This window comes from Castellaniella sp. (assembly GCF_047971665.1).
Lineage (GTDB): Bacteria > Pseudomonadota > Gammaproteobacteria > Burkholderiales > Burkholderiaceae_B > Castellaniella.
In genome coordinates this window covers 79,064-99,210 of the sequence record NZ_JBKEAA010000021.1, presented here as the reverse complement: position 1 = coordinate 99,210, position 20,147 = coordinate 79,064, and the positions used below count along the sequence as shown (strand labels likewise).

At 65.0% G+C, this 20,147-nt stretch carries 19 protein-coding genes; 10 read left to right on the top strand and 9 right to left on the bottom strand.

Annotated features, from left to right (window positions below; genetic code table 11):
- Position 1: 1 nt before the first annotated feature.
- Positions 2-2,941, bottom strand: a complete 2,940-nt coding sequence (locus ACK5JE_RS09690) for a monovalent cation/H+ antiporter subunit A (RefSeq protein WP_416801504.1) — start codon at positions 2,939-2,941, stop codon at positions 2-4.
- Positions 2,942-3,091: 150 nt separating this feature from the next.
- On the opposite strand from ACK5JE_RS09690, the gene hemN reads away from it, so the two are divergent.
- Entirely contained in the window at positions 3,092-4,522 is a 1,431-nt protein-coding gene (gene hemN, locus ACK5JE_RS09685) for an oxygen-independent coproporphyrinogen III oxidase (protein ID WP_416801503.1), read from the top strand.
- Here the strand turns inward: hemN and ACK5JE_RS09680 are convergent.
- Entirely contained in the window at positions 4,504-4,914 is a 411-nt protein-coding gene (locus ACK5JE_RS09680) for a YbaN family protein (RefSeq protein ID WP_416801502.1), read from the bottom strand. The two genes, hemN and ACK5JE_RS09680, sit on opposite strands and share 19 nt — an antisense overlap.
- A gap of 69 nt (positions 4,915-4,983) precedes the next feature.
- Between ACK5JE_RS09680 and ACK5JE_RS09675 the strand changes: the two genes are divergently transcribed.
- Entirely contained in the window at positions 4,984-5,643 is a 660-nt protein-coding gene (locus tag ACK5JE_RS09675; protein ID WP_416801501.1) for a Crp/Fnr family transcriptional regulator, read from the top strand.
- Between the two features lie 32 nt (positions 5,644-5,675).
- Here the strand turns inward: ACK5JE_RS09675 and ACK5JE_RS09670 are convergent, their stop codons facing one another.
- Both ACK5JE_RS09670 and ACK5JE_RS09665 read right to left on the bottom strand, forming a co-directional pair.
- Complete coding sequence (locus tag ACK5JE_RS09670) at positions 5,676-7,049, bottom strand: hypothetical protein (RefSeq protein WP_416801500.1); 1,374 nt, start codon at positions 7,047-7,049, stop codon at positions 5,676-5,678.
- Entirely contained in the window at positions 7,050-7,271 is a 222-nt protein-coding gene (locus ACK5JE_RS09665) for a DUF2249 domain-containing protein (RefSeq protein WP_416801499.1), read from the bottom strand.
- A gap of 268 nt (positions 7,272-7,539) precedes the next feature.
- Between ACK5JE_RS09665 and ubiU the strand changes: the two genes are divergently transcribed.
- The 7 genes from ubiU to ACK5JE_RS09630 all read left to right on the top strand — a co-directional run bounded on the left by ubiU (position 7,540) and on the right by ACK5JE_RS09630 (position 15,513).
- The gene (gene ubiU / locus ACK5JE_RS09660; protein ID WP_416801498.1) at positions 7,540-8,595 is read left to right on the top strand and encodes a ubiquinone anaerobic biosynthesis protein UbiU; all 1,056 of its coding nucleotides are present in this window, start codon (positions 7,540-7,542) and stop codon (positions 8,593-8,595) included.
- 75 nt (positions 8,596-8,670) lie between these two features.
- Entirely contained in the window at positions 8,671-9,654 is a 984-nt protein-coding gene (locus ACK5JE_RS09655; protein ID WP_416801497.1) for a U32 family peptidase, read from the top strand.
- A gap of 40 nt (positions 9,655-9,694) precedes the next feature.
- A complete protein-coding gene (gene ubiT / locus ACK5JE_RS09650; RefSeq protein WP_416801496.1) occupies positions 9,695-10,210 on the top strand; it encodes a ubiquinone anaerobic biosynthesis accessory factor UbiT in 516 nt (171 codons plus the stop codon).
- Positions 10,211-10,389: 179 nt separating this feature from the next.
- Positions 10,390-11,637: a sarcosine oxidase subunit beta family protein gene (locus ACK5JE_RS09645; RefSeq protein WP_416801495.1), complete on the top strand. Its 1,248-nt coding sequence runs from the start codon at positions 10,390-10,392 to the stop codon at positions 11,635-11,637.
- A 9-nt stretch (positions 11,638-11,646) separates the two neighbouring features.
- On the top strand, positions 11,647-11,922 hold the full coding sequence (locus ACK5JE_RS09640) for a sarcosine oxidase subunit delta (RefSeq protein ID WP_416801494.1): 276 nt from the start codon (positions 11,647-11,649) through the stop codon (positions 11,920-11,922).
- Positions 11,919-14,930, top strand: a complete 3,012-nt coding sequence (locus ACK5JE_RS09635) for a sarcosine oxidase subunit alpha family protein (RefSeq protein ID WP_416801493.1) — start codon at positions 11,919-11,921, stop codon at positions 14,928-14,930. Before ACK5JE_RS09640 ends, ACK5JE_RS09635 begins: the two co-directional genes overlap by 4 nt.
- Positions 14,920-15,513 (top strand): sarcosine oxidase subunit gamma, encoded by a 594-nt coding sequence (locus ACK5JE_RS09630; RefSeq protein WP_416801492.1) that lies wholly within the window; start codon positions 14,920-14,922, stop codon positions 15,511-15,513. Before ACK5JE_RS09635 ends, ACK5JE_RS09630 begins: the two co-directional genes overlap by 11 nt.
- Positions 15,514-15,522: 9 nt before the next feature.
- Here ACK5JE_RS09630 and ACK5JE_RS09625 read toward each other — a convergent pair whose 3' ends face one another.
- The 3 genes from ACK5JE_RS09625 to ACK5JE_RS09615 all read right to left on the bottom strand — a co-directional run bounded on the left by ACK5JE_RS09625 (position 15,523) and on the right by ACK5JE_RS09615 (position 18,398).
- Entirely contained in the window at positions 15,523-16,326 is an 804-nt protein-coding gene (locus tag ACK5JE_RS09625) for an anaerobic ribonucleoside-triphosphate reductase activating protein (protein WP_416801491.1), read from the bottom strand.
- A gap of 9 nt (positions 16,327-16,335) precedes the next feature.
- Entirely contained in the window at positions 16,336-16,518 is a 183-nt protein-coding gene (gene nrdD, locus ACK5JE_RS09620) for an anaerobic ribonucleoside-triphosphate reductase (protein ID WP_416801490.1), read from the bottom strand.
- 95 nt (positions 16,519-16,613) lie between these two features.
- Positions 16,614-18,398 carry a ribonucleoside triphosphate reductase gene (locus tag ACK5JE_RS09615; protein ID WP_416801489.1) on the bottom strand — a complete coding sequence of 595 codons (1,785 nt, stop codon included), beginning with the start codon at positions 18,396-18,398 and terminating at the stop codon, positions 16,614-16,616.
- 238 nt (positions 18,399-18,636) lie between these two features.
- Here ACK5JE_RS09615 and ACK5JE_RS09610 point away from each other — a divergent pair, with 238 nt between their 5' ends.
- Positions 18,637-19,317 carry a hypothetical protein gene (locus ACK5JE_RS09610; protein WP_416801488.1) on the top strand — a complete coding sequence of 227 codons (681 nt, stop codon included), beginning with the start codon at positions 18,637-18,639 and terminating at the stop codon, positions 19,315-19,317.
- A 175-nt stretch (positions 19,318-19,492) separates the two neighbouring features.
- Here the strand turns inward: ACK5JE_RS09610 and ACK5JE_RS09605 are convergent, their stop codons facing one another.
- The gene (locus tag ACK5JE_RS09605; RefSeq protein ID WP_043681763.1) at positions 19,493-19,732 is read right to left on the bottom strand and encodes a DUF2249 domain-containing protein; all 240 of its coding nucleotides are present in this window, start codon (positions 19,730-19,732) and stop codon (positions 19,493-19,495) included.
- 189 nt (positions 19,733-19,921) lie between these two features.
- Positions 19,922-20,119 carry an oxidoreductase-like domain-containing protein gene (locus ACK5JE_RS09600; protein ID WP_416801487.1) on the bottom strand — a complete coding sequence of 66 codons (198 nt, stop codon included), beginning with the start codon at positions 20,117-20,119 and terminating at the stop codon, positions 19,922-19,924.
- Positions 20,120-20,147: the final 28 nt, after the last annotated feature.

Genomic DNA, 20,147 nt, shown 5'->3' with positions numbered 1-20,147 from the left:
GTCATGATTGTGCGGCGCCGGGATGAACGGGCGCGGGATCGGGTTCTGTGAGAAGCCCGTCCGCGTTTTCGGTGAGCTTGCGATAGAAACGCAGGGACTGGTGCGCCAGGGCGATGATCATCAGGATCGTCGCGCCGACCACCAGCATGTACACGCCCAGGTCGAACAGCAGCGCGCTGGACAGATGCAGGGTGCCGGCCAGGGGCAGGGCAAGATCCAGGGCATGCGAGGCGAGCAGGGGTTTGCCGGCCCACCAGACCACCATGGCGGCTGCGCCGGCCACCAGCAGGCCCAGGGCGATCCAGGCCTGCGGACGGATCAGGGGGCGGGCCTCGACCCACAGGATGCCGCCCACCATGTATTGCAGGATGATGCCGGTGGCCATGATCAGTCCGCCGATGAAGCCGCCCCCCGGCAGGTTGTGTCCTCGCAACAGGAAATAGAGCGAGATCAGGGTGGAGACCGGCAGCAGCAGCCGCACCAGGACGGCGGGCACCTGCATCGTGCCGTCGGGCAGGGGGGCCTGCAGGTCGGGTTCCACGAAGACGGCCGGCTGACCATTGCCACGTCGGCGCAGGGGCGCGGCAATGGTTTCAGTCGGCGGGCGGAAGCGCCGCAGCAGCGCATACACGCTCAGCGCCACGATTCCCAGGACGGCGATTTCGCCGAAAGTGTCGAAGGCGCGGAAATCGACCAGGATCACGTTGACCACATTGGCGCCGCCGCCCAGCGGCCAGGCCTGCTCGATGAAATAGGTCGAGATGCTGTCGCGCATCGAAGGCCGGGTCATCATGACATAGGCCAGGGTCGCCATCATGGCGCCGGCGGCCAGTGCCACCAGGAAATCGCGACGCCGGCGCCAGCGTGTCGCCCGGGGCGTGGCCCCTGGGAATTCCTCGATGCGGGGAGGCAGCCAGCGCAGTCCCAGCAGGATGAGCACCGTGGTGACGACTTCGACCGTGAGCTGGGTCAGGGCCAGATCGGGCGCCGACAGCCAGGCGAACGTGACGCAGGTGACCAGTCCGGTCGTACCGGCCAGCATCAGCGAGGCGGTGCGGTGGTATTTTGCCTGGTAGACCGCGGCCAGGGCGCAGGCGCCCCCCGCCAGCCACATCAGCCCGAAAGACCACTGAGCTGGTGTCGTGACGGTGACACTCGGCCACCAGCCGCCAGAGCGCAAGGGCAGCAGGGCCACCATGCCGGTGGCGAGCACCAGCAACAGGACCTGGGGCTGAAGCCGTTGGGTTTGCAGTCTGCCCAGCAGCCAGGCCGACCCGGCATCGATGGCCTCGAGAAGCGCCTCGAAGGACTGGCGACCGTCCAGGCGGTAGATCAGGGGAACCCGGCCCGGCGCGCGGCGGTCGCGTTCGCGCAGCGCCAGATACAGTCCGATGCCGGCGATCATGGCGGCCAGGCTCATGAGCAGGGGCAGGTTCAGCCCGTGCCAGAGTTGCAGATTGTAGGCCGGGATGTGATCGCCCAGCAGGGCGTGCATGACCTGCTTCAGGACCGGCCCCAGGACCAGGCCGGGCAGCATGCCGACGGCCAGGCAGAACAGCACCAGCAGGGCGCAGGGGATCAGCATCATGCGCGGTGGATCGTGCGGTGTGCGGGGCAGCCCCGAGGCCTGCGGGCCGAAGAAGACCTGCAGGATGAGGCGCAGCGAGTACGCGACGCTCAAGGCGCCCGCCGCCACGGCGGCGGCCGGCAGGCCCCAGCGGCTGGCCCAGTGGCCCGTGATGAAGACGGTTTCGGCAAAGAACATTTCCTTTGAAATGAAGCCGTTGAGCAGGGGGACGCCCGCCATGGCCGCGGCGGAGACCATGGCCAGCGTCGCCGTCAGCGGCATCAGCGTGCGCAGACCGGACAGTCGGGTCAGATCCCGGGTGCCGCTTTCGTGGTCGACGATCCCGGCCGCCATGAACAGGGACGCCTTGAAAGTGGCGTGATTGATGATGTGAAAGACGGCGGCCACCAGGGCCAGGCGGCTGCTCATCCCCAGCAGCAGCGTGATCAGGCCCAGATGGCTGATGGTGGAATACGCCAGCACGCCCTTCATGTCGCGCTGGAAGGTCGCGGCGTAGGCCCCCAGCAGCATCGAGCACAGGCCCGCGCCGCCGATGATCCAGGTCCACCAGTCGGTACCGGAAAAGATGGGCCAGAAGCGCGCCAGCAGAAAGACGCCGGCCTTGACCATGGTGGCCGAATGCAGGTAGGCGGAGACGGGGGTGGGGGCCGCCATGGCGTTGGGCAGCCAGAAATGAAACGGAAACTGTGCGCTTTTGCTCAGAGCGCCCACGGCGAGCAGGACCAGCAGGATGGGATACCAGCGGTGTTCCCGGATGGCCGAGGCGGCCGAGAGCACGGCGTCCAGGTCGTAGCTGCCGACGATATGGCCGATGATGAGCATGCTGGCCAGCAGGCAGAAGCCGCCGGCGCCGGTCACCAGCAGCGCCATGCGCGCGCCACGGCGCGCGTCCATGCGGTGGTGCCAGTAGCCGATCAGCATGAATGAGGACAGGCTGGTCAGTTCCCAGAACACCAGCAGCTGGATCAGATTTCCGGCCAGCACCACCCCCAGCATGGCGCCCATGAAACTCAATAGGAAGGCAAAGAACCGCGGGGCGGGATCACGGGCCGAAAGATAGTAGTGCGCGTACAGGGCGATCAGCGCGCCCATGGCCGTGATGATCACGGCAAACAGCCAGGCGTAACCGTCCATGCGCAGGGTCAGGTCCACGCCCAGGGTCGGAATCCAGGCCAGACTGAGTTTGACCATGCCCTGAGCGGTGATGGCGGGAGTCAGGCCCAGCGTCAGGGTCAGGCAGGCCAGGGCGCTGCCGCCCGCGACCCAGGCACCCGCGCGCCGCGCAGTCGCGGGCATCAGCGAGGCGCACAGGCTGCCGATGAACGGGATGGCGAGGATCAGGGTCAAAAGCATGCCATCGATGATACGCGAATGTATCGACTTGACTTGAGTCAAGCCGATGCGGCATTTTTTGCGAGAGACTATGTTGAAATGAAGATAGTGCCGCCCAAAATTCCGGCCGAATCCGGTTCCGGGCGCGGCATTGTCGCAGGAGCTTGCCGCATGACCACTCAAGCAGTACCCACACCGGTCTCTGATCCGGACATCATCGCCTTTCCCGACCTGGAGATCTCGGAGGCGCTGATCCGTCGCTTTGATCAGGCCGGGCCGCGTTATACCTCATATCCGACGGCCGACCGTTTTCAGCAAGACTATCCGGCCTCGGCCTACACCGCCCATTTGCAGCAGCGGGCGCAGGCCGAGCAGGCGCCGCCGCTGTCGATCTATGTGCATCTGCCGTTTTGCGAATCACTCTGTTATTTCTGTGCCTGTAACAAGATCATCACCCAGGATCACAGCCGCTCGGCCGAATACCTGGAGATTCTGTATCGCGAGATGGATCTGGTCGGCCCGCACCTGGGGCGTCACAATCAGGCGGTGCAATTGCATCTCGGGGGCGGCACGCCCACCTTCCTCAGCGCCGCCGAGTTGACCGCGCTGATGGATCAGATCCGGCGGCATGTCGAATTCACACCCGATGCCGAACTGGGTGTGGAAATCGATCCGCGCACCGTCACGCCCGCCTCGCTCGCCATGCTGGCCGGACTCGGGTTCAACCGCACCAGTTTCGGGGTGCAGGATTTCGATCCGCTGGTCCAGGCGGCGGTGAATCGCATCCAGCCCTATGACATGGTGCGCACGGCCTTGCAGGCCAGCCGGGACAACGGCTTTCAGTCCATCAACGTCGATCTGATCTATGGTCTGCCCAAGCAGACGCCGGAAAGTTTCAGCCGCACGCTGGACCAGCTGATCGAGCTGTCTCCCGACCGCATCGCCCTGTACAACTATGCCCATCTCCCCGACCGGTTCAAGGCGCAGCGCCTGATCCATGCCGAAGACCTGCCCAGCGCCGATGCGCGTCTCGGGATCTTTCTGATGTCGGTGCGCCGTTTGCTGGCGGCCGGTTACGTCTATATCGGGCTGGATCATTTCGCCAAGCCCGATGACGAGCTGAACCAGGCGCGTCTGAATCAGAGCCTGCACCGCAACTTTCAGGGCTACACGACGCGGGCGCAATGCGATCTGGTGGGGTTCGGTATTTCGGCAATTGGCAAGATCGGTCATGCCTACATTCAGAACCATCATTCGCTGAACGCCTATCGTGACAGTTTGTCACAGGGGAGGCTGCCAACGTCCAAAGGGTTTGATCTATGTCCTGAAGATGCCATGCGACGCGAGGTTATCATGACCGTCATGTGCAGCATGCCGCTGGACTTCGCCGCCTTCCAGGCGCGTCACGGTCGTTCGTTCGAGGCCTGTTTTCCAGAAGAGCTGGAGCGCTTGCGCCCGTATGCAGATGCGGGCTTGCTGGAACTGGATGCGAGCGGTCTGCGGGTGCTGCCCAAGGGGCGTGTATTCGTGCGGGCGCTGGCGATGGTATTCGACCAGTATGTGCGCCGTCCCCGAGTAGCGACTTATTCCCGGCTGATCTGATCCGGGTCGCTCGCTGTCCGATCGGGATCTCCGCTCGGACGGGTGGGCAGTCGCCACAGGTAGATCGTCACCCCGATGCCTGGGATCAGCAAAAACCAACGAGTCCAGGGAACCGGCATGATCCAGGCCGACAGGGCCAGAGAGACCCACATCAGGGTCAGCGTGACGCATTTGCTGCGCAAGGGGATCCCGCGCCCCGTCTGAAAATCGCGGATGTAAGGACCGAGAATGTGATGGGACATCAACCAGGCATGCATGCGGGGGGAACCGCGCAGGAAGCAGAAAGCAGCCAGCAGCAGGAACGGCGTTGTGGGCAGCAGGGGCAGGAAGATCCCCAGCACGCCCAAAGCCAGGGACAGACTGCCCAGGAAGGTCAAGAGGGCGCGGATCATCGTACCGGGGATTCTATCAATCCGTGGCCCCCCCGAGGCGGTTCCGAGGACCGTTCGCGGCACGTCAGGATGCGCGACCTGTTGTCCAGGGTGCCGCTGTTCAACGAACTGCCCCTCTATGATCTGGATCCCATTGCCCGGGGAACCAGCGAAATCAGCGCCATGCGCGGAGAAATCATTTTCCGGCGCGGCGATCCGTGTGTGGGATTCCACGTCGTGGTCTATGGTCAGGTGAAGCTGCTGTTCGTTTCAAACTCCGGCGTCGAGCGCGTCGTGCGCCTGATCGGTCCCGGCGATGGTTTTGGTGAGGCCCTGATGTTCATGGGCAAGAACTACATCGTGACGGCCGAGGCATTGCGTGACACGCTGCTGCTGCACGTGGGGCGCGATGCGCTGTTCGACCAATTGAACCGGAACCCGTGCGTGGCGCGCAAGATGCTGGCCGGATTGAGCCGGCGGCTGTACAGCCTGATGGGCGACGTCGAGGCCTATACCCTGCATACAGGCGCCCAGCGCCTGATCACCTATCTGCTGCGCGAATGGGAAGGCAAAGTCGGCCAGCCCTTCCGTATCGAAATCAGCAAAGCCGTCATTGCCTCGCGCCTGAACCTGACGCCGGAACATTTTTCCCGCACCTTGCGCGACCTGAGCGACCAGGGCCTGATTCGCGTCCGCGGCCGCGAATACACCATCCTGGACCCCGAAGGCCTGAAAGGGTATAAGGGATGAGACCGGCTGAACATGGTCCCCGCGGACCATGTTCAGCCGATCGAACCGGAGCGGCCTGCAGGCCGCGAGGTGGTCCCATGATGGGGCAGGGCCGCCATGGCGCGCAGCGTCTCCCGGTACAACCGCAGCGCCCCGCCGATATTCCAGGCCAGGCCCGCCGCAGACATGACCAGCAGCGGCCCCGCGGCTCGTGCCGCCGGCGTCCAGCCCGCCGCCGCCAATGCCCAGCACAGCACGACGGCGACATGGGCGGCCCACTGCCACCGGGCCGGACGTTCGCCGATGTACGCGGCCATCTTGGGCAGGACTTTCAGATAGACACGCGCTTGCGCCGGGTTGCGGTCGGGCACGATCACCGCGTCCTGCGCATGCTTCCAGAGCAGAAAAGGCACGATCTTGTACAGCATGCCGTTGACCACCGAACCCAGCACACCGACGATCATCAGCACGCCCAGCACCAGGCCTGCGCGGGGCGATGGCCCGTGCGTCATCCAGATCCAGACTGGCGCGCAGGCCAGCAGGCTGAGCATGCCGGCATACCAGAACAAGGTCGTGGCTTCCGGCTGCGGCCGCTTGCGGGTCCACAGCAGCCGCAGTGTGACGCCGGCCCACAGCGTGTAGGCGCCGGTCAGCAGCAGTTCTGCGGTTTCCCGCATCAGCCGGGGCAGTCCGGAGGATGCATCCAGCGCCGTCCAGGCCAGCAGCAGGCCCGGAATCAGCAGCGGCAGCCAGCGTGTCAGCGGCTTGGGATAGAGTTCCGTCAGCTGGAAGATCGGCAGCAGTTGGAACGACATGCCCATCAGCAGCAGACCTCCCCAGCCGGCCAGCCCCCACAGTACGTGCGCATCGACCCGATCGGGCAGCGCCCATCCCAGGCCCAGCGACAGCGCCAGGATCGCGCCGATCAGCACTGCACAGGCCAGAGCGATCAATGCGCCCCTGACCGGAACGAGGATTTCCCGAGCGCCCTTGTAGACCTGGCGCCGATAGCGCCAGAGCGCCAGGGTCACAGCGCTCAGATACAGGGCAAAGGCCGGCGCGAGGAGCGCGACGGCCCCGATCCAGGCGGCCGGCCACCAGCCCAGAAAGCCCACCGCCAACAGCAGGGTGCCCGCTGTCAGCAGCGCATGCGCCAGTCCGGCTGTTGCGCGGGCCGCATTCACAGGCACATTACAGGCCACCGCCAGGATCTGCAACAACGCGCCCATCATGGCGCTGCCCAGAATCCCCAGGGTCCACAAGTGGGTCAGGGCCAGGGCCGCGCCATTCCAGCGCGAGGCAAAGGCCTGCGGACCGGCCCAGGCCGCCAGCACGCCGGCCAGCAGGGCGAACAGCGGGACGTTCAGGAGAAAGGGCAGGGGAACGCCCAGCGCGGGCGTCTTGTCGAAATCGAGTGCGCGCTGCATCTAGTTGCGCCAGATGGTGACCCGGTAGTGTGGGTCCTCGAAGGTGCAGCAATGCTGAAAACCATCGCGATCCAGGATTGAATACAGCGGGTACGGTTCACGGTCGATGAGCATGTGCAGCCGCTGACCGCAGGCCAGATCGGCCAGGGCTTCCAGGCAGTGTTCCAGCGGTTCCGGAGGGGGCAGCGAGCGGACGTCGATGGTCAGATCGGAAGGAGTCATGGAAAGGCGTAAAGGCGCACGCAAAACAAGGGTGGTGCTACCTTACACGATCCCTGGTTCGAGGTGGGGCAAGATCATGTCGGGGGTATTGTTTTCACGGGCGGGCAGGGCGGTGGACGGACGGTCCGGGAAAGACCTTGCGCACAGGTCAGGATGCAGGCTTCTTGATCAGGATTAAGGTCTGATGTTGTTCGACAAGGCATAGTTTCCGCTATTGCCGAAGCGGGGCCCGGCGGTATGCCCCGCCCGAACCCTCTGGATGTCCCTCATGTCAGCCCTCCCCGAATCCCACCGTCCCGGCGTGGTGTCTCACCGCGACCCGTCGGACTTCGAACTCGTCTGCCCCGCAGGCAGCCTGCCCGCACTCAAAGCCGCCGTCGATGAAGGCGCCGATGCCGTCTATCTGGGCTTTCGCGATGCAACCAATGCCCGCAATTTCGCTGGCCTGAACTTCGATGCGGCCGCCATTGCCGAAGGCATTCGCTACGCCCATGACCGCCAGCGCAAGGTCCTCCTGGCCCTGAATACCTATCCCCAGCCCGACGCCTGGTCGCTGTGGCGCGATGCCGTGGACCGCGCCGCCGAGGCCGGGGTGGACGCGGTCATCATGGCGGATCCGGGCCTGATGGCCTACGCCTGCGAACGCCATCCCGACCTGCGGCTGCATCTGTCGGTGCAGGGCTCCGCCACGAATTACGAGGCCATTCATTTCTACCATGAGCGTTTCGGTGTAAAGCGCGCCGTGCTGCCTCGCGTACTGTCGGTGGCCCAGGTCCAGCAGGTGTGTGAAAACACGCCGGTTGAAATCGAGGTCTTCGGATTTGGCAGCCTGTGCGTCATGGTCGAGGGCCGTTGCGCCCTGTCATCCTATGCCACGGGCGAATCGCCCAACACCCACGGTGTCTGTTCGCCAGCCAAGCACGTCCGCTGGCAGCAGACGGATCGCGGCATGGAATCGCGCCTGAACGGGGTGCTGATCGATCGCTACGAAGAAGGCGAGAATGCCGGCTATCCGACGCTGTGCAAGGGCCGCTTCGACGTGGCGGGCGAAAACTATTACGCACTCGAAGAGCCCACCAGCCTCAACACGCTGGAACTGCTCCCCCGGTTGATGGCCATGGGAGTGCGGGCCATCAAGATCGAAGGCCGCCAGCGCAGCCCCGCCTATACCGGTCAGGTCACCCGGGTCTGGCGTCAGGCCATCGATCAGGCCCGCCACAGTCCGTCCCGCTACTCGGTGCATCCCTCCTGGATGGCCGAGCTCAACAAGGTCGCCGAGGGCCAGCAGCACACGCTGGGCGCCTACAACCGACCCTGGAAATAATCCTGCGCGGGGCATTGAATCCGGCCTCCCTACGGGAGGGGGACTGTCCCGCCCATTGCGCACGAGGATCACATCATGAAAATCGCCCTGGGCCCCTTGCAATACTATTGGCCCCGCGTCACCACCCTGGAATTCTATGCCGCCGTGTGCGACTGGCCGGTGGATATCGTCTACCTGGGAGAAACCGTCTGTTCGCGCCGTCACGAATTGCGCCTGCCCGACTGGATCGAGGTTGCCGACATGCTGGCGCAGGCCGGCAAGACCCCTGTGCTGTCGACCCAGGTCCTGCTCGAAACAGGCAACGACCTGAAAACCCTGCGCAAGATCATCGAGAACGAGCGCTACGGTGTCGAGGCCAACGACATGGGGGCCGTGCACCTCATGCAAAAAAGACTGCTCGAAGCGGACGCGGCGCAGAAACCTGCGTTTATCGCCGGCCCGTTCCTGAACGTCTACAGTAAACCGACGCTGGACGTGATGGCCGCTCAGGGGGCGACCCGCTGGGTGATGCCCCTGGAAATGAGCCGTGCCGGCTTGACGCAATTGCAGCATGACCGGTCTGCGGGTTTGCAGACCGAGGTGTTCGCTTACGGACGCATGCCGCTGGCCTTTTCCGCCCGTTGCTTCACCGCCCGGAATCGCAATTTCCCCAAGGACAACTGCCAGTACGTCTGCATGGATCATCCGGACGGACTGCTGCTCGAAACCAAGGAATCCCAAGCCTTCCTGACCATCAACGGCATTCAGACGCAGTCGGCCCTGGTCTATACACTGATTCATGCGCTGGGCGAGTTGCGCGGCCTGGGCGTGGACGTCATCCGGCTGAGCCCTCAGTCTCAGCACATGGATCAGGTCGTGGCGGCCTTCCGCGCTGTCCTCGATGGCTGTGAGACCGCCGACGAGGCGCATCAGCGGCTGGTGCCGCTGATGCCGGCCGGGCCGTGCAACGGTTACTGGCACGGCCGGGCCGGTCTGGACATGGTGTCGTCCGAAGGCGTCGTCGTGTCTCAGGCGCCGGATGCCCGGACGCCGGGGGTCAAGGCGCGCAGCATCGCCTGACGCATCATTGTTCTTGTCATCCGTTTTCGTGAGCCGATCCATGCAAAATCCGAACACTCCCGCCTATCGCATTCCGGAACCCTTTGCCCGGGTGCTTGGGCATCTGCCGCGCTATCCCGGTTCCGTCCTTTTCGTGACCGGGCTGAATCTGGTGCTGACCCGGCACCTGCACCCCGATACCCTGCACATGCTCGAAGGCCGTTCCCTGCGCATTCATGTGGCCGATGCGGGGCTGCGTTTCGACTACACCTGGCGTGACGGCGCCTTCCGGGCCGCCCGGCACGAGCAGGCCGAGCCCGACCTGACGTTCCGCGCCGACGCCTGGGATTTCCATTGCCTGTTGCAGCGCAGCGAGGACCCGGACACCCTGTTTTTCAGCCGTCGTCTGGTGATCGAGGGCGATACGGAACTGGGCCTGATGGTCAAGAACACGCTGGACTCCATCGACATGGCTGTGTTCCAGCCGCGCACGGTGCTGCGCGATGTGCTGACCACCCTGCGCCACCGACTGCGCCCGGCCTCACTGAGCGCGCAAACCAACCAGACAGGATCCTAGGACCCGGGCGCGCATTCATCCCTCTCCCCATCAGGCCGTCCATCTGACTAGAATGACAACGGTACGACCGATGTGCCGTCGGGAGCGCATGCGGGGCAGGGATCGAATGAACGCGGGATCGATGGCCCGCGCCGCATTCCATGGCCAGCCTCGCGTGGCGTCATCCAAGCGAGGAGATCATGAGCAATCGCTACTCCATCTTCAGCCTGATCCGCCACGGGCTGAGCCATCATGAACACTGGCGCCGCGCCTGGCGCAGCCCCGAACCCGGGAAGGCCTATGACGTTGTCATCGTCGGCGCCGGCGGTCATGGGCTGGCCACCGCATACTATCTGGCCAAGGTCCACGGCGTGCGCAATGTCGCCGTCCTGGACAAGGGCTGGCTGGGCGGCGGCAACACCGCGCGCAACACGACCATCGTGCGTTCCAACTATCTCTGGGACGAGTCCGCGCAGCTCTACGAAAAGGCCATGCAGCTCTGGGAAGGCCTGTCCCGGGATCTGAACTACAACGTCATGTTCAGCCAGCGCGGGGTCATGAATCTGGCGCACACCCTGCAGGAAGTACGCGACACCCGGCGGCGCATCAACGCCAACCGCTACAACGGCGTCGATGGAGAATGGCTGACCCCGGCGCAGATCCAGGACATCGTCCCCGGTATCAATCTGGCCAGCCGCTATCCTGTCCTGGGCGGCTCGTTCCAGCGGCGCGGCGGTGTCGCGCGCCACGATGCCGTGGCCTGGGGATTCGCCCGCGCGGCCGACCGGCTGGGCGTGCACATCATCGAGCACTGTCCCGTCACCAACATCCGCACGCGGGATGGCGCGGTCGAGGGGGTGGAGACCGGCAAGGGATTCATCAGGGCCAAAAAAGTCGCCGTGGCGGTGGCAGGGCATTCCAGCGTCCTGGCCGACATGGCCGGCATCCGGCTGCCCATCGAAAGCCATCCGTTGCAGGCGCTGGTGTCCGAGCCGGTCAAGCCCTGCATTCATACCGTGGTCATGTCCAATGCCGTGCATGCCTACATCAGCCAGTCCGACAAGGGCGATCTGGTGATCGGCGCCGGAATCGATCAGTACCTGGGATACGGCCAGCGCGGCAGCTTTCAGAGTATCGAGCATACGCTGCAGGCCATCGTCGAGATGTTCCCGTCGTTGGGCCGTGTGCGCATGAATCGTCAATGGGGCGGCATCGTCGACGTCTCGCCCGATGCCTGCCCGATCATCAGCAAGACCGGCATCAAGGGGCTGTATTTCAATTGCGGCTGGGGCACGGGCGGATTCAAGGCGACGCCGGGCTCCGGCTGGGTGTTCGCCCACACGGTGGCGCACGACGAGCCCCACGCCTTGAACCGGGCGTTTTCCATCGACCGCTTCTACAGCGGCCATCTGATCGACGAGCACGGCGCCGCGGCCGTGGCCCACTGAGGAGCCGCCATGTTGCTGATCAAATGCCCCTGGTGCGGCGACCGCGCCGAAAGCGAATTCAGTTATGGCGGAGAGGCCGGCATCGTCCGGCCCGTGGACAGTGAGTCGCTGGACGACCGTCAGTGGGGTGACTATGTGTTCATGCGCCGCAATCCCTGCGGCCCGTTGCGCGAACAGTGGGTGCATGCCCACGGCTGCCGTCGCTGGTTCGTGGCCGAGCGCGATACCCGCACCTACGAATTCCGGCGTGAAGAATGCGTTGGCCGCCATGAGGAGACGACATGAATCCGTTCTGCCGCCTGCCCCAAGGTGGGCGTGTGCGCCGCGGCGTGGCGCTGAATTTCACCTTTAACGGCAGAGCGTACACCGGCTTCGAGGGGGATACCCTGGCCTCGGCCCTGCTGGCGCATGGCGTGCATTTCGTGGCGCGCAGTTTCAAGTATCACCGGCCGCGCGGCATCATGACGGCCGGCGTCGAGGAGCCCAACGCCCTGGTGCAGCTCGAAAGCGGCCCCTACACCGTGCCCAACGCCCGGGCCACCGAGGTCGAGCTCTACGAGGGCCTGCGCGCCACCAGTGTGAACGCCAGCCCCAGCCTCGAGCGTGACCGCATGGCCCTCATGCGGCACATCGCGCGTTTCATTCCCGCAGGTTTCTACTACAAGACCTTCATGTGGCCGCGCCGCTGGTGGGGCCGGTACGAGGCGCGGATCCGCGCGGCCGCCGGCCTGGGATCGGTTCCTGAGTCGCCCGACCCCAGCCGTTACGAAAAACGCTACGCGCATTGCGATGTGCTGGTCGTGGGGGCGGGGCCGGCGGGTCTGGCCGCCGCTTGCGTGGCCGCGCGCGCCGGGGCGCGCGTCCTCCTCGTGGACGGTGACAGCGAAGCCGGTGGCCGCCTGCTGAGCGCCGATGAGACCATCGACGCGGAACCCGCGCTTGCCTGGGTGGCGCAACGGATGACCGAACTGTCCGCGCATCCGGAGGCGCGGGTGCTGTTGCGCACGACAGCCTTCGGTTACCAGGATCACAATCTGGTCACGGCCTGCGAGCGACTGCATGACCATTTGCCCATCGGTCAACGCACGGGAACGCGTGAACGGGTCTGGAAAATCCGCGCGCGTCACGTCGTGCTGGCCACTGGCGCTCACGAGCGCCCGCTGGCTTTCGGGCACAACGACGTGCCTGGCGTCATGCTGGCCGGCGCCGTGTCCACCTATATTCATCGCTACGGCGTCCTGCCCGGCCGCCACGCGGTCGTGTTCACCAACAATGACAGCGCCTACCAGTGCGCCATCGACCTCAAACACCATGGCGCCCAGGTCACCGTCGTCGATCCAAGGGTGATGAGCGATGGCACGCTGCCGGGCGAGGCGATCCGGCTGGGGATTCCCGTGATCTATCAGGCTGTGGTTGCCGAGGCGCGTGGTGACAGGCATGTGGCCTGCGTACGCCTGCGTGGCCTGGGCGCGCGCCTGATCAACGATACGGATACGCTGGCGTGCGACCTGTTGGCGATGTCCGGCGGCTGGAATCCGGTGATCCATCTGTATGCGCAGTCGCGCGGCAGGCCGCGCTGGTGCGACGCGCGCGCCTGCTTCGTGCCCGATGCACCGGTCCAGCCGCAAAGCAGCGCGGGGGCCGCCCAGGGGGATTTCGATTTGCAGGCGGCGCTCGAGGGCGGTGTGCGGGCCGGCCTGAATGCGGTCGCCGGGTTGCCGTCGGCCCGTCCGGTCGATGCGCCGCCGGTCTGGACCGCGCGTCCCGTCCTGACGGCGCCCCTGATGCCGCTGTGGTCGGTTGCCAAGGGCCGGCAGGGCCGGCGGGCCGGCCACGGTCCCAAGCAATTCATCGACTACCAGAATGATGTCGCGGTATCCGACATCCTCCTGGCGGTGCGCGAGGGCTACCGTTCGGTCGAGCATGTCAAGCGCTACACCTCGATGGGGTTCGGCACCGATCAGGGCAAACTGGGCAACATCAACGGCATGGCGGTGCTGGCCGAGGCGCTCGGCCGGCGCCTCTCCGAGACCGGCACTACCACCTTCCGCCCCAACTACACTCCGGTCAGTTTCGGCGCCATCGCCGGACGCGAACTGGGGGATTATTTCGATCCGATCCGCAAGACCTGCCTGCACGACTGGCATGTCGAGCAGGGCGCCGTGTTCGAGGACGCTGGCCACTGGAAACGGGCCCATTACTACCCGCGGCCGGGCGAGGATATCGACGCCGCCGTGCGGCGCGAATGCCTGGCCGTGCGTCACGCGGTCGGCCTGCTGGACTACAGCACACTTGGCAAGATCGATGTGCGCGGTCCCGACGCGGCGGAATTCCTCAACCGCCTGTATATCAATGCCTGGACCGGGCTGGCGCCTGGCCGCTGCCGCTATGGCGTGATGCTCGACGAGAACGGCATGGTCATGGACGACGGTGTCGGCATCCGGCTGGCCGAGGATCAGTTTCTGCTGACCACCACCACCGGTGGCGCGGCGCGCGTCATGAGCTGGATGGAGCGCTGGCTGCAGACGGAATGGCCGGACCTGCGGGTCTATCTGACGTCGGTGACCGACCAGTACGCGGTCACTACCGTGGCGGGCCCGCAGGCACGCAAGGTGTTAAGCGCCGTGTGCCAGGACATCGATTTCGATCAGGCGGCCTTTCCCTTCATGAGCTTCAGAGAAGGCACAATCGACGGGGTGCCCGTCCGCGTGCTGCGGGTCAGTTTTTCGGGCGAACTGTCCTACGAGATCTACATGCCGGCCAACATGGGCCGCCCTGTCGCAGAACGGCTGATGCAGGCGGGTGGACCCTGTGGAATCACGCCGTACGGGACCGAGGCCATGCATGTCCTGCGCGGCGAAAAAGGCTACCTCATCGTGGGTCAGGATACGGACGGTTCGGTCAGCCCGGTGGATCTGGGCCTGGACGGCATGATTGCCAGGCACAAGGACTGCCTGGGCAAGCGCTCGCTCATGCGCAGTCATACCCAGGGGGCTGGCCGCAAGCAGTTCGTCGGCCTGCTGGCCGACGACCCGGCCTGCGTCCTGCCCGAAGGCGGTCAGATCCTGCAAGGGCCTGCGCAGGACGCGATCGTCCCCATGTTCGGCCATGTGACGTCGAGCTACATGAGTCCGGTCCTGGGCCGTTCGATCGCGCTGGCCTTGCTCAAGGACGGCCGGACGCGGATGGGCCAGCCGGTCACCGTCGCCACGGCCGATGGACAATTCATGCCGGCGCGCGTCTGCAGTCCGGTCTTCTATGATCCCGAGGGAGCCCGTCAGCATGTCGATTGAAATCAAGCCGCAGACACCGCTGGCGGGCCTGCGCACGGACGCTGATGCGCCGTTGCGGCAGGGCACGCCGGCGCATGTCCTCCTGAGCGAGCAGCCCCTGATCGGCCTGGTGAACCTGCGCGCCGATCCCGGTCATGGGGCGATCCAGAACGCCTTGCGCGCGGACCTGGGGCTGGAACTGCCGGTCATCCCCAATACCGTGGCGCAGGAGCGGGATGTGCTGGCGCTGTGGCTGGGCCCAGACGAATGGTTGCTGCAGACGCAGGCCGAGGCTGCGGTCGATCTGGCCGGGCGTATCGGTCGGGCGCTGGCGGGGCATTGGTTTGCCGTGACGGATCAGAGCAGCGGTTATGCGGTGGTGCGGCTGCATGGACCGGGGGCGCGTGACGTGTTGAACGCGGGATGTCCGCTCGACTTGCATCCGCGCGTCCTGACGCCTGGCCAGTGCGCCCAGTCCCATTTTTTCAAGGCCGGCGTGCTGCTGCGTCCGCTGGACGAGCGCGGCGAGGACTGGGAGCTGATCGTGCGGCGCAGTTTTGCCGATTACACCGTGCGCCTGCTGCTGGATGCCATGCAGGGCTGATGTCCGTCGTCAACCATGCCGCAATTCGAATGAATCGAACAGGGACGTCAGCGTGTCGCGCACGGCCGAGCCCGGCCAGTTCCGCAGCGACTGGCCGTGCGCGTTCAGGACCGCGTCCTCGCAGCCCTGCGGGCGGAATACCTGCACCGCGTAGTGCCGGACGCCCAGGCCGGCCAGCGTGCGGCCCAGCGACAGCAGACCTTCGGCATCGATCAGGTCGGGGTGGGCGGTGGTGCGGCATTCGAAATCGACTCCGCTGTCCAGCACGGCCTGCAAGCTGGCGCGCGCGGGCTCGCCGCTGCCGGCCACCTGCGTGACGCGGGCATAGTCCTGGAATGCGGCCTTGATGTCGAGCCCCACCCAGTCGATGTCGGGCAGCACCTGCGCCAGGCGGCGCGGGTGGGTGCCGCCGGTGTGCAGGCCGATGCGGTAGCCCAGCGCGCGGACCTTCCGGATGGCGTCGCCAAGTCCCGGGTCCATGGTGGGTTCGCCGCCGCTGAAGACCACGCCGTCAATCAGGCCGACCCGGCGGGTCAGAAACGCCAGGACGTCGTTCCAGTCCAGCGGGCTGTCGGCCGTGCGCGGCTGCAGGTGCAGATTATGGCAATAGCCGCAGCGCCAGGGGCAGCCTTGCACGAAGACGACGGCCGCCAGCAGCCCGGGATAGTCCGTGGCGGTGAACGGCACCAGCCCACCGGTTTTCAGGCGGGCGCTGGACGCGCGACCAGGCCGGATGCGCACGAGAGGGGTGGATGAGGGAGATGTCAGCGTTGTGTGCATGTCGAAAGGCTCCCGCCCGACGGAAGGAGCCATGTGAGAGGATCAGGCCGGCTGGCGGGCGGGCGCCTGTCCGGCGTGTCGTTCAACGAAGAAGCGGCGCTCGTGGAATTCGCCTTTCTTGCCGATGTTGAAGGACGACATGGGCCGGTGATAGCCCATGACGCGGGTCCAGATTTCGCAGGGTTGGCGTTCGGCGTTGTCCAGGGTGATGGGGGTCGATTGCATGAAATGCTCCTTTTGAACGTGGGTGTAAAAACGGATGAGAACGGCGGATCGCAAGGCCGGATGGGAAAGCGGGCACGGCGTCGCGGGGCGTCCGGTCAGGCGGCGGCTTGTTGCGCAGGGGCGTCTGTCTGTGCCGCCGCTTGCCGCTTGCGGGCGATGAGTTCGTCGTCGCAGTGCGGGCAGAAGTCGTGCCGGCCCGGCAGGTAGCCGTGTTTCGGGCAGATGGAGAAGGTGGGCGTGATCGTGATGTAGGGCAGGGAAAAACGCCCGAGGGTGCGCCGTACCAGTTCGCGGCAGGCGTCGGTCGAGGACAGCGGTTCGGTCATGTACAGGTGCAGCACGGTGCCGCCGGTGTACTTGCGCTGGAGCTCGTCCTGGCGTTCCAGGGCTTCGAAGGGATCGTCCGTGAAGCCCACCGGCAGCTGGGACGAGTTGGTGTAGTAGGGCATGTCGTCCGTCCCGGCCTGCAGGATGTCCGGCCAGCGGGCGCGGTCTTCTTTGGCGAAGCGGTAGGTCGTGCCCTCGGCGGGCGTGGCCTCCAGGTTGTACAGATGACCGGTGGCCTCCTGGAATTCGATCATGCGGGCGCGCACGTGGTCCAGCAGGCGGACCGCGCAGGCATGACCCCAGGGGCTGGTCAGGTCGTGTTCGTCTGCGGTGAAATTGCGGATCATTTCGTTGATGCCGTTGACCCCCAGCGTGGAGAAGTGATTGCCCAGGGTGCCCAGGTAGCGGCGCGTGTAGGGGAACAGACCGTTGTCCATGTGCTCCTGGATCACGCGGCGCTTGATCTCCAGGCTGTCGCGGCCCAGGTCCAGCAGCGCGTCCAGGCGGGCGAACAGACCCGCCTCGTCACCGGCGTACAGATAGCCCAGACGCGCGCAATTGATCGTCACGACTCCCAGGGACCCGGTCTGCTCGGCCGAGCCGAACAGCCCGTTGCCGCGTTTGAGCAGTTCGCGCAGATCCAGTTGCAGGCGGCAGCACATGGAGCGGATCATGTTCGGCTTGAGTTCCGAATTGATGAAATTCTGGAAGTAGGGCAGTCCGTACCTGGCGGTCATCTCGAACAGCCGTTCGGCGTTGGGGCTGTGCCAGTCGAAATCGGGAGTGATGTTGTAGGTCGGGATGGGAAAGGTGAAGGCGCGACCGCGCGCGTCGCCCGCCATCATGACCTCGATATAGGCGCGGTTGATCATGTCCATCTCGGCCTGCAGCTCACCGTAGGTGAAGGCCATGGCCTGGCCGCCGATCCGCGGGGTCTGACTGCGCAGATCCTCTGGGCAGACCCAGTCGAAGGTCAGATTGGTGAAGGGGGTCTGCGTGCCCCAGCGCGACGGCACGTTGAGGTTGAAGATCAGTTCCTGGATGTACTGGCGCACCTCGGCATAAGACATGTCGTCCTTGCGGATGAAGGGCGCCATGTAGGTGTCGAAAGAGCTGAATGCCTGGGCGCCGGCCCATTCGTTCTGCAGCGTGCCCAGGAAATTGACGATCTGGCCGACCGCGCTGGACATATGGCGCGGCGGCGCGGATTCGATCTTGCCGGGCACGCCGTTCAGTCCTTCCTCGAGCAGGGTGCGCAGCGACCAGCCGGCGCAGTAGCCCGACAGCATGTCCAGGTCGTGAATGTGGAGGTCGCCCTGACGATGCGCCTGGCCGATGGTTTCCGGATAGACGTGGCTGAGCCAGTAATTGGCAATCATCTTGCCCGAGGTGTTCAGGATCAGACCGCCCAGCGAGTACCCCTGATTGGCGTTGGCATTGACGCGCCAGTCCTGCTGTCGCAGGTATTCGTCGATGGAGCGGATCACGTCCACGTTGGGGACGGGGCGCTCGGTCGGAGAGCCTGACGGGGTTTGATGCTGAGAGAAGGACATCCTCGTTACCTCTATATATTGTGTGTTTTTAAATCGTAAACACAATATATAGTACCATCAAGCAAATCTTCATTTTTTTTCATCAGGCTTGATGGGGGTCAAGGATGGCCATGGTGGGACAACTCTGTGAGCGAGGCGGGCAATGTTCTGACACACTTGCGCAGCGTCACCTCCTGTTCGATGCCGGGCAAAGCCGCTATCGTGTCCTCCATTCTTCGGATCCATGAGAGGTGAAATCATGAAGCGGTGGTTCGCATGCGTGCTACTGGTGTTGGGCTGGGCCGTCCAGGTGGACGCCCTGGCGGCGGGGGTCGCGACCGTCAAGATCGGCGGACAGACCGTGACGGTGTCCTTTGTCGGGCAGGACGCGCGCGTCGACATGCCCGGCACATCCCCGGGCTATCTGCTGATGCGCGGCGGCCGCTTGTATATGGTCATGCAGGTTGCCGGTCAGCCACTGGTCATGGATGGCGCCATGCTGACCCGGATGATGAGCCGACGCGCGAAAGCTCAAGGGTCTCCGGACATGATCGGCTCACTGATCCGGCTCGAACCGGTCGGCCCTAAAGAGACGGTCGCCGGTTTTCCGGGTCAGGTCTATGAGGCCGCCTATCGAGATGAGCAGGGGCGTGAGCACACGGGGCGGGCGGTTCTGGGGACGCAGCCCGAGGTGCAGGACCTGACCGAGATCCTGGGCCAGCTGGCGCTCCTGTTCCAGGCCGCCGCCGGCCAACCCCAGGCTGCAGTGCAGCAGGTGGTCGATGCGCTGCATGAACGCGACGCCGGCCTGCTTGCCTACGGTGATCAGTTCCGTGTGGAGCTGCTGAAAACCACCCCGCCCGCGCCTGGCACTCTGGACATGCCGGCGCCACCGTCGCCGGACCTGAGCCAGATCCCGCTGGGACTGCCTCCACAGTGAGCACGGGCCCTCTACAATAAAAGCCACCCCGGGATGAACTGCACCCCAAGGGTTGGACATCGATCCAACCCTTGGGGTGTTTTTTTGATCCGCTTGGTTTTTTTCAGAGGGCGCTCACTTCTTGCCGGAAGGCGCCCAGTGAGCGGTTTCTGACAGGCGCTTGCGCCTGACGCGATCAGGGCACGATGTGAAAGTCGATGACGATTTCGCCAGGATTGCGGGCCAGATATTCGAACTGGATATTTTCACCGAAATGATTTTTCAGTTGCTGCAGCAGCGGCAGGGGATCATGATCATTACAGAAGCGCATGGTCTCCCCCGGTTGCAGCGCTGACAACGCGCCGAAGATGGCCGCGTGTCGGAAGCGTTTGGCGATGCCGCGCGCATCGAGGGGGTAGGTGTTTTCAGCGAACATGGGGATAGCGTCGGAAGCCACGGTACGTCATTCCTGGAGAGGTGGATCGAGCTTTGAATTATAGAAACGCCGTGCGGGAAAACCGCCGGGAACCCTATGCCCAGCAAGGTTGTCCGGCCGCTGCGCGCTGCGGCATTGCGCCGGGAGAGGGGTGTTTCGCGTCCTCGGGCTTGATCCGTGGAGCCTGATTCAGGAGGACTGCTCTGTGTCGGCCTGGTCCGGATGCCGTGCTTCCCATGCTTTCACGGCCTGCTGCCAGACCCGCCTTTCTTCGGCGTAGGTGTCGAACACGCAGGGCTCGCAGCCGTTGCCGCAGCATTCGTTGAGATCAGGCTCGACGGGCTCCTCGGGCCGGGGATCGTCCAGAGGGTCACGAAAAGCGTTCATCTCTCTCATGGGGGGCAGGTCCGCCCTG

Excerpts from the sequence above, each read along its gene's own strand:
- hemN (WP_416801503.1), top strand. The coding sequence starts at position 3,092 with ATGACCACTCAAGCAGTACCCACACCGGTCTCTGATCCGGACATCATC.
- ACK5JE_RS09625 (WP_416801491.1), bottom strand. The coding sequence starts at position 16,326 with ATGGCTCCTTCCGTCGGGCGGGAGCCTTTCGACATGCACACAACGCTG.
- ACK5JE_RS09680 (WP_416801502.1), bottom strand. The coding sequence starts at position 4,914 with ATGATCCGCGCCCTCTTGACCTTCCTGGGCAGTCTGTCCCTGGCTTTG.
- ACK5JE_RS09640 (WP_416801494.1), top strand. The coding sequence starts at position 11,647 with ATGTTGCTGATCAAATGCCCCTGGTGCGGCGACCGCGCCGAAAGCGAA.
- ACK5JE_RS09615 (WP_416801489.1), bottom strand. The coding sequence starts at position 18,398 with ATGTCCTTCTCTCAGCATCAAACCCCGTCAGGCTCTCCGACCGAGCGC.
- ACK5JE_RS09675 (WP_416801501.1), top strand. The coding sequence starts at position 4,984 with ATGCGCGACCTGTTGTCCAGGGTGCCGCTGTTCAACGAACTGCCCCTC.
- ACK5JE_RS09635 (WP_416801493.1), top strand. The coding sequence starts at position 11,919 with ATGAATCCGTTCTGCCGCCTGCCCCAAGGTGGGCGTGTGCGCCGCGGC.
- ACK5JE_RS09600 (WP_416801487.1), bottom strand. The coding sequence starts at position 20,119 with ATGAACGCTTTTCGTGACCCTCTGGACGATCCCCGGCCCGAGGAGCCC.
- ACK5JE_RS09665 (WP_416801499.1), bottom strand. The coding sequence starts at position 7,271 with ATGACTCCTTCCGATCTGACCATCGACGTCCGCTCGCTGCCCCCTCCG.
- ACK5JE_RS09610 (WP_416801488.1), top strand. The coding sequence starts at position 18,637 with ATGAAGCGGTGGTTCGCATGCGTGCTACTGGTGTTGGGCTGGGCCGTC.
- ACK5JE_RS09630 (WP_416801492.1), top strand. The coding sequence starts at position 14,920 with ATGTCGATTGAAATCAAGCCGCAGACACCGCTGGCGGGCCTGCGCACG.
- ACK5JE_RS09605 (WP_043681763.1), bottom strand. The coding sequence starts at position 19,732 with ATGTTCGCTGAAAACACCTACCCCCTCGATGCGCGCGGCATCGCCAAA.
- ACK5JE_RS09670 (WP_416801500.1), bottom strand. The coding sequence starts at position 7,049 with ATGCAGCGCGCACTCGATTTCGACAAGACGCCCGCGCTGGGCGTTCCC.
- ACK5JE_RS09655 (WP_416801497.1), top strand. The coding sequence starts at position 8,671 with ATGAAAATCGCCCTGGGCCCCTTGCAATACTATTGGCCCCGCGTCACC.
- ACK5JE_RS09690 (WP_416801504.1), bottom strand. The coding sequence starts at position 2,941 with ATGCTTTTGACCCTGATCCTCGCCATCCCGTTCATCGGCAGCCTGTGC.
- ubiT (WP_416801496.1), top strand. The coding sequence starts at position 9,695 with ATGCAAAATCCGAACACTCCCGCCTATCGCATTCCGGAACCCTTTGCC.
- nrdD (WP_416801490.1), bottom strand. The coding sequence starts at position 16,518 with ATGCAATCGACCCCCATCACCCTGGACAACGCCGAACGCCAACCCTGC.
- ACK5JE_RS09645 (WP_416801495.1), top strand. The coding sequence starts at position 10,390 with ATGAGCAATCGCTACTCCATCTTCAGCCTGATCCGCCACGGGCTGAGC.
- ubiU (WP_416801498.1), top strand. The coding sequence starts at position 7,540 with ATGTCAGCCCTCCCCGAATCCCACCGTCCCGGCGTGGTGTCTCACCGC.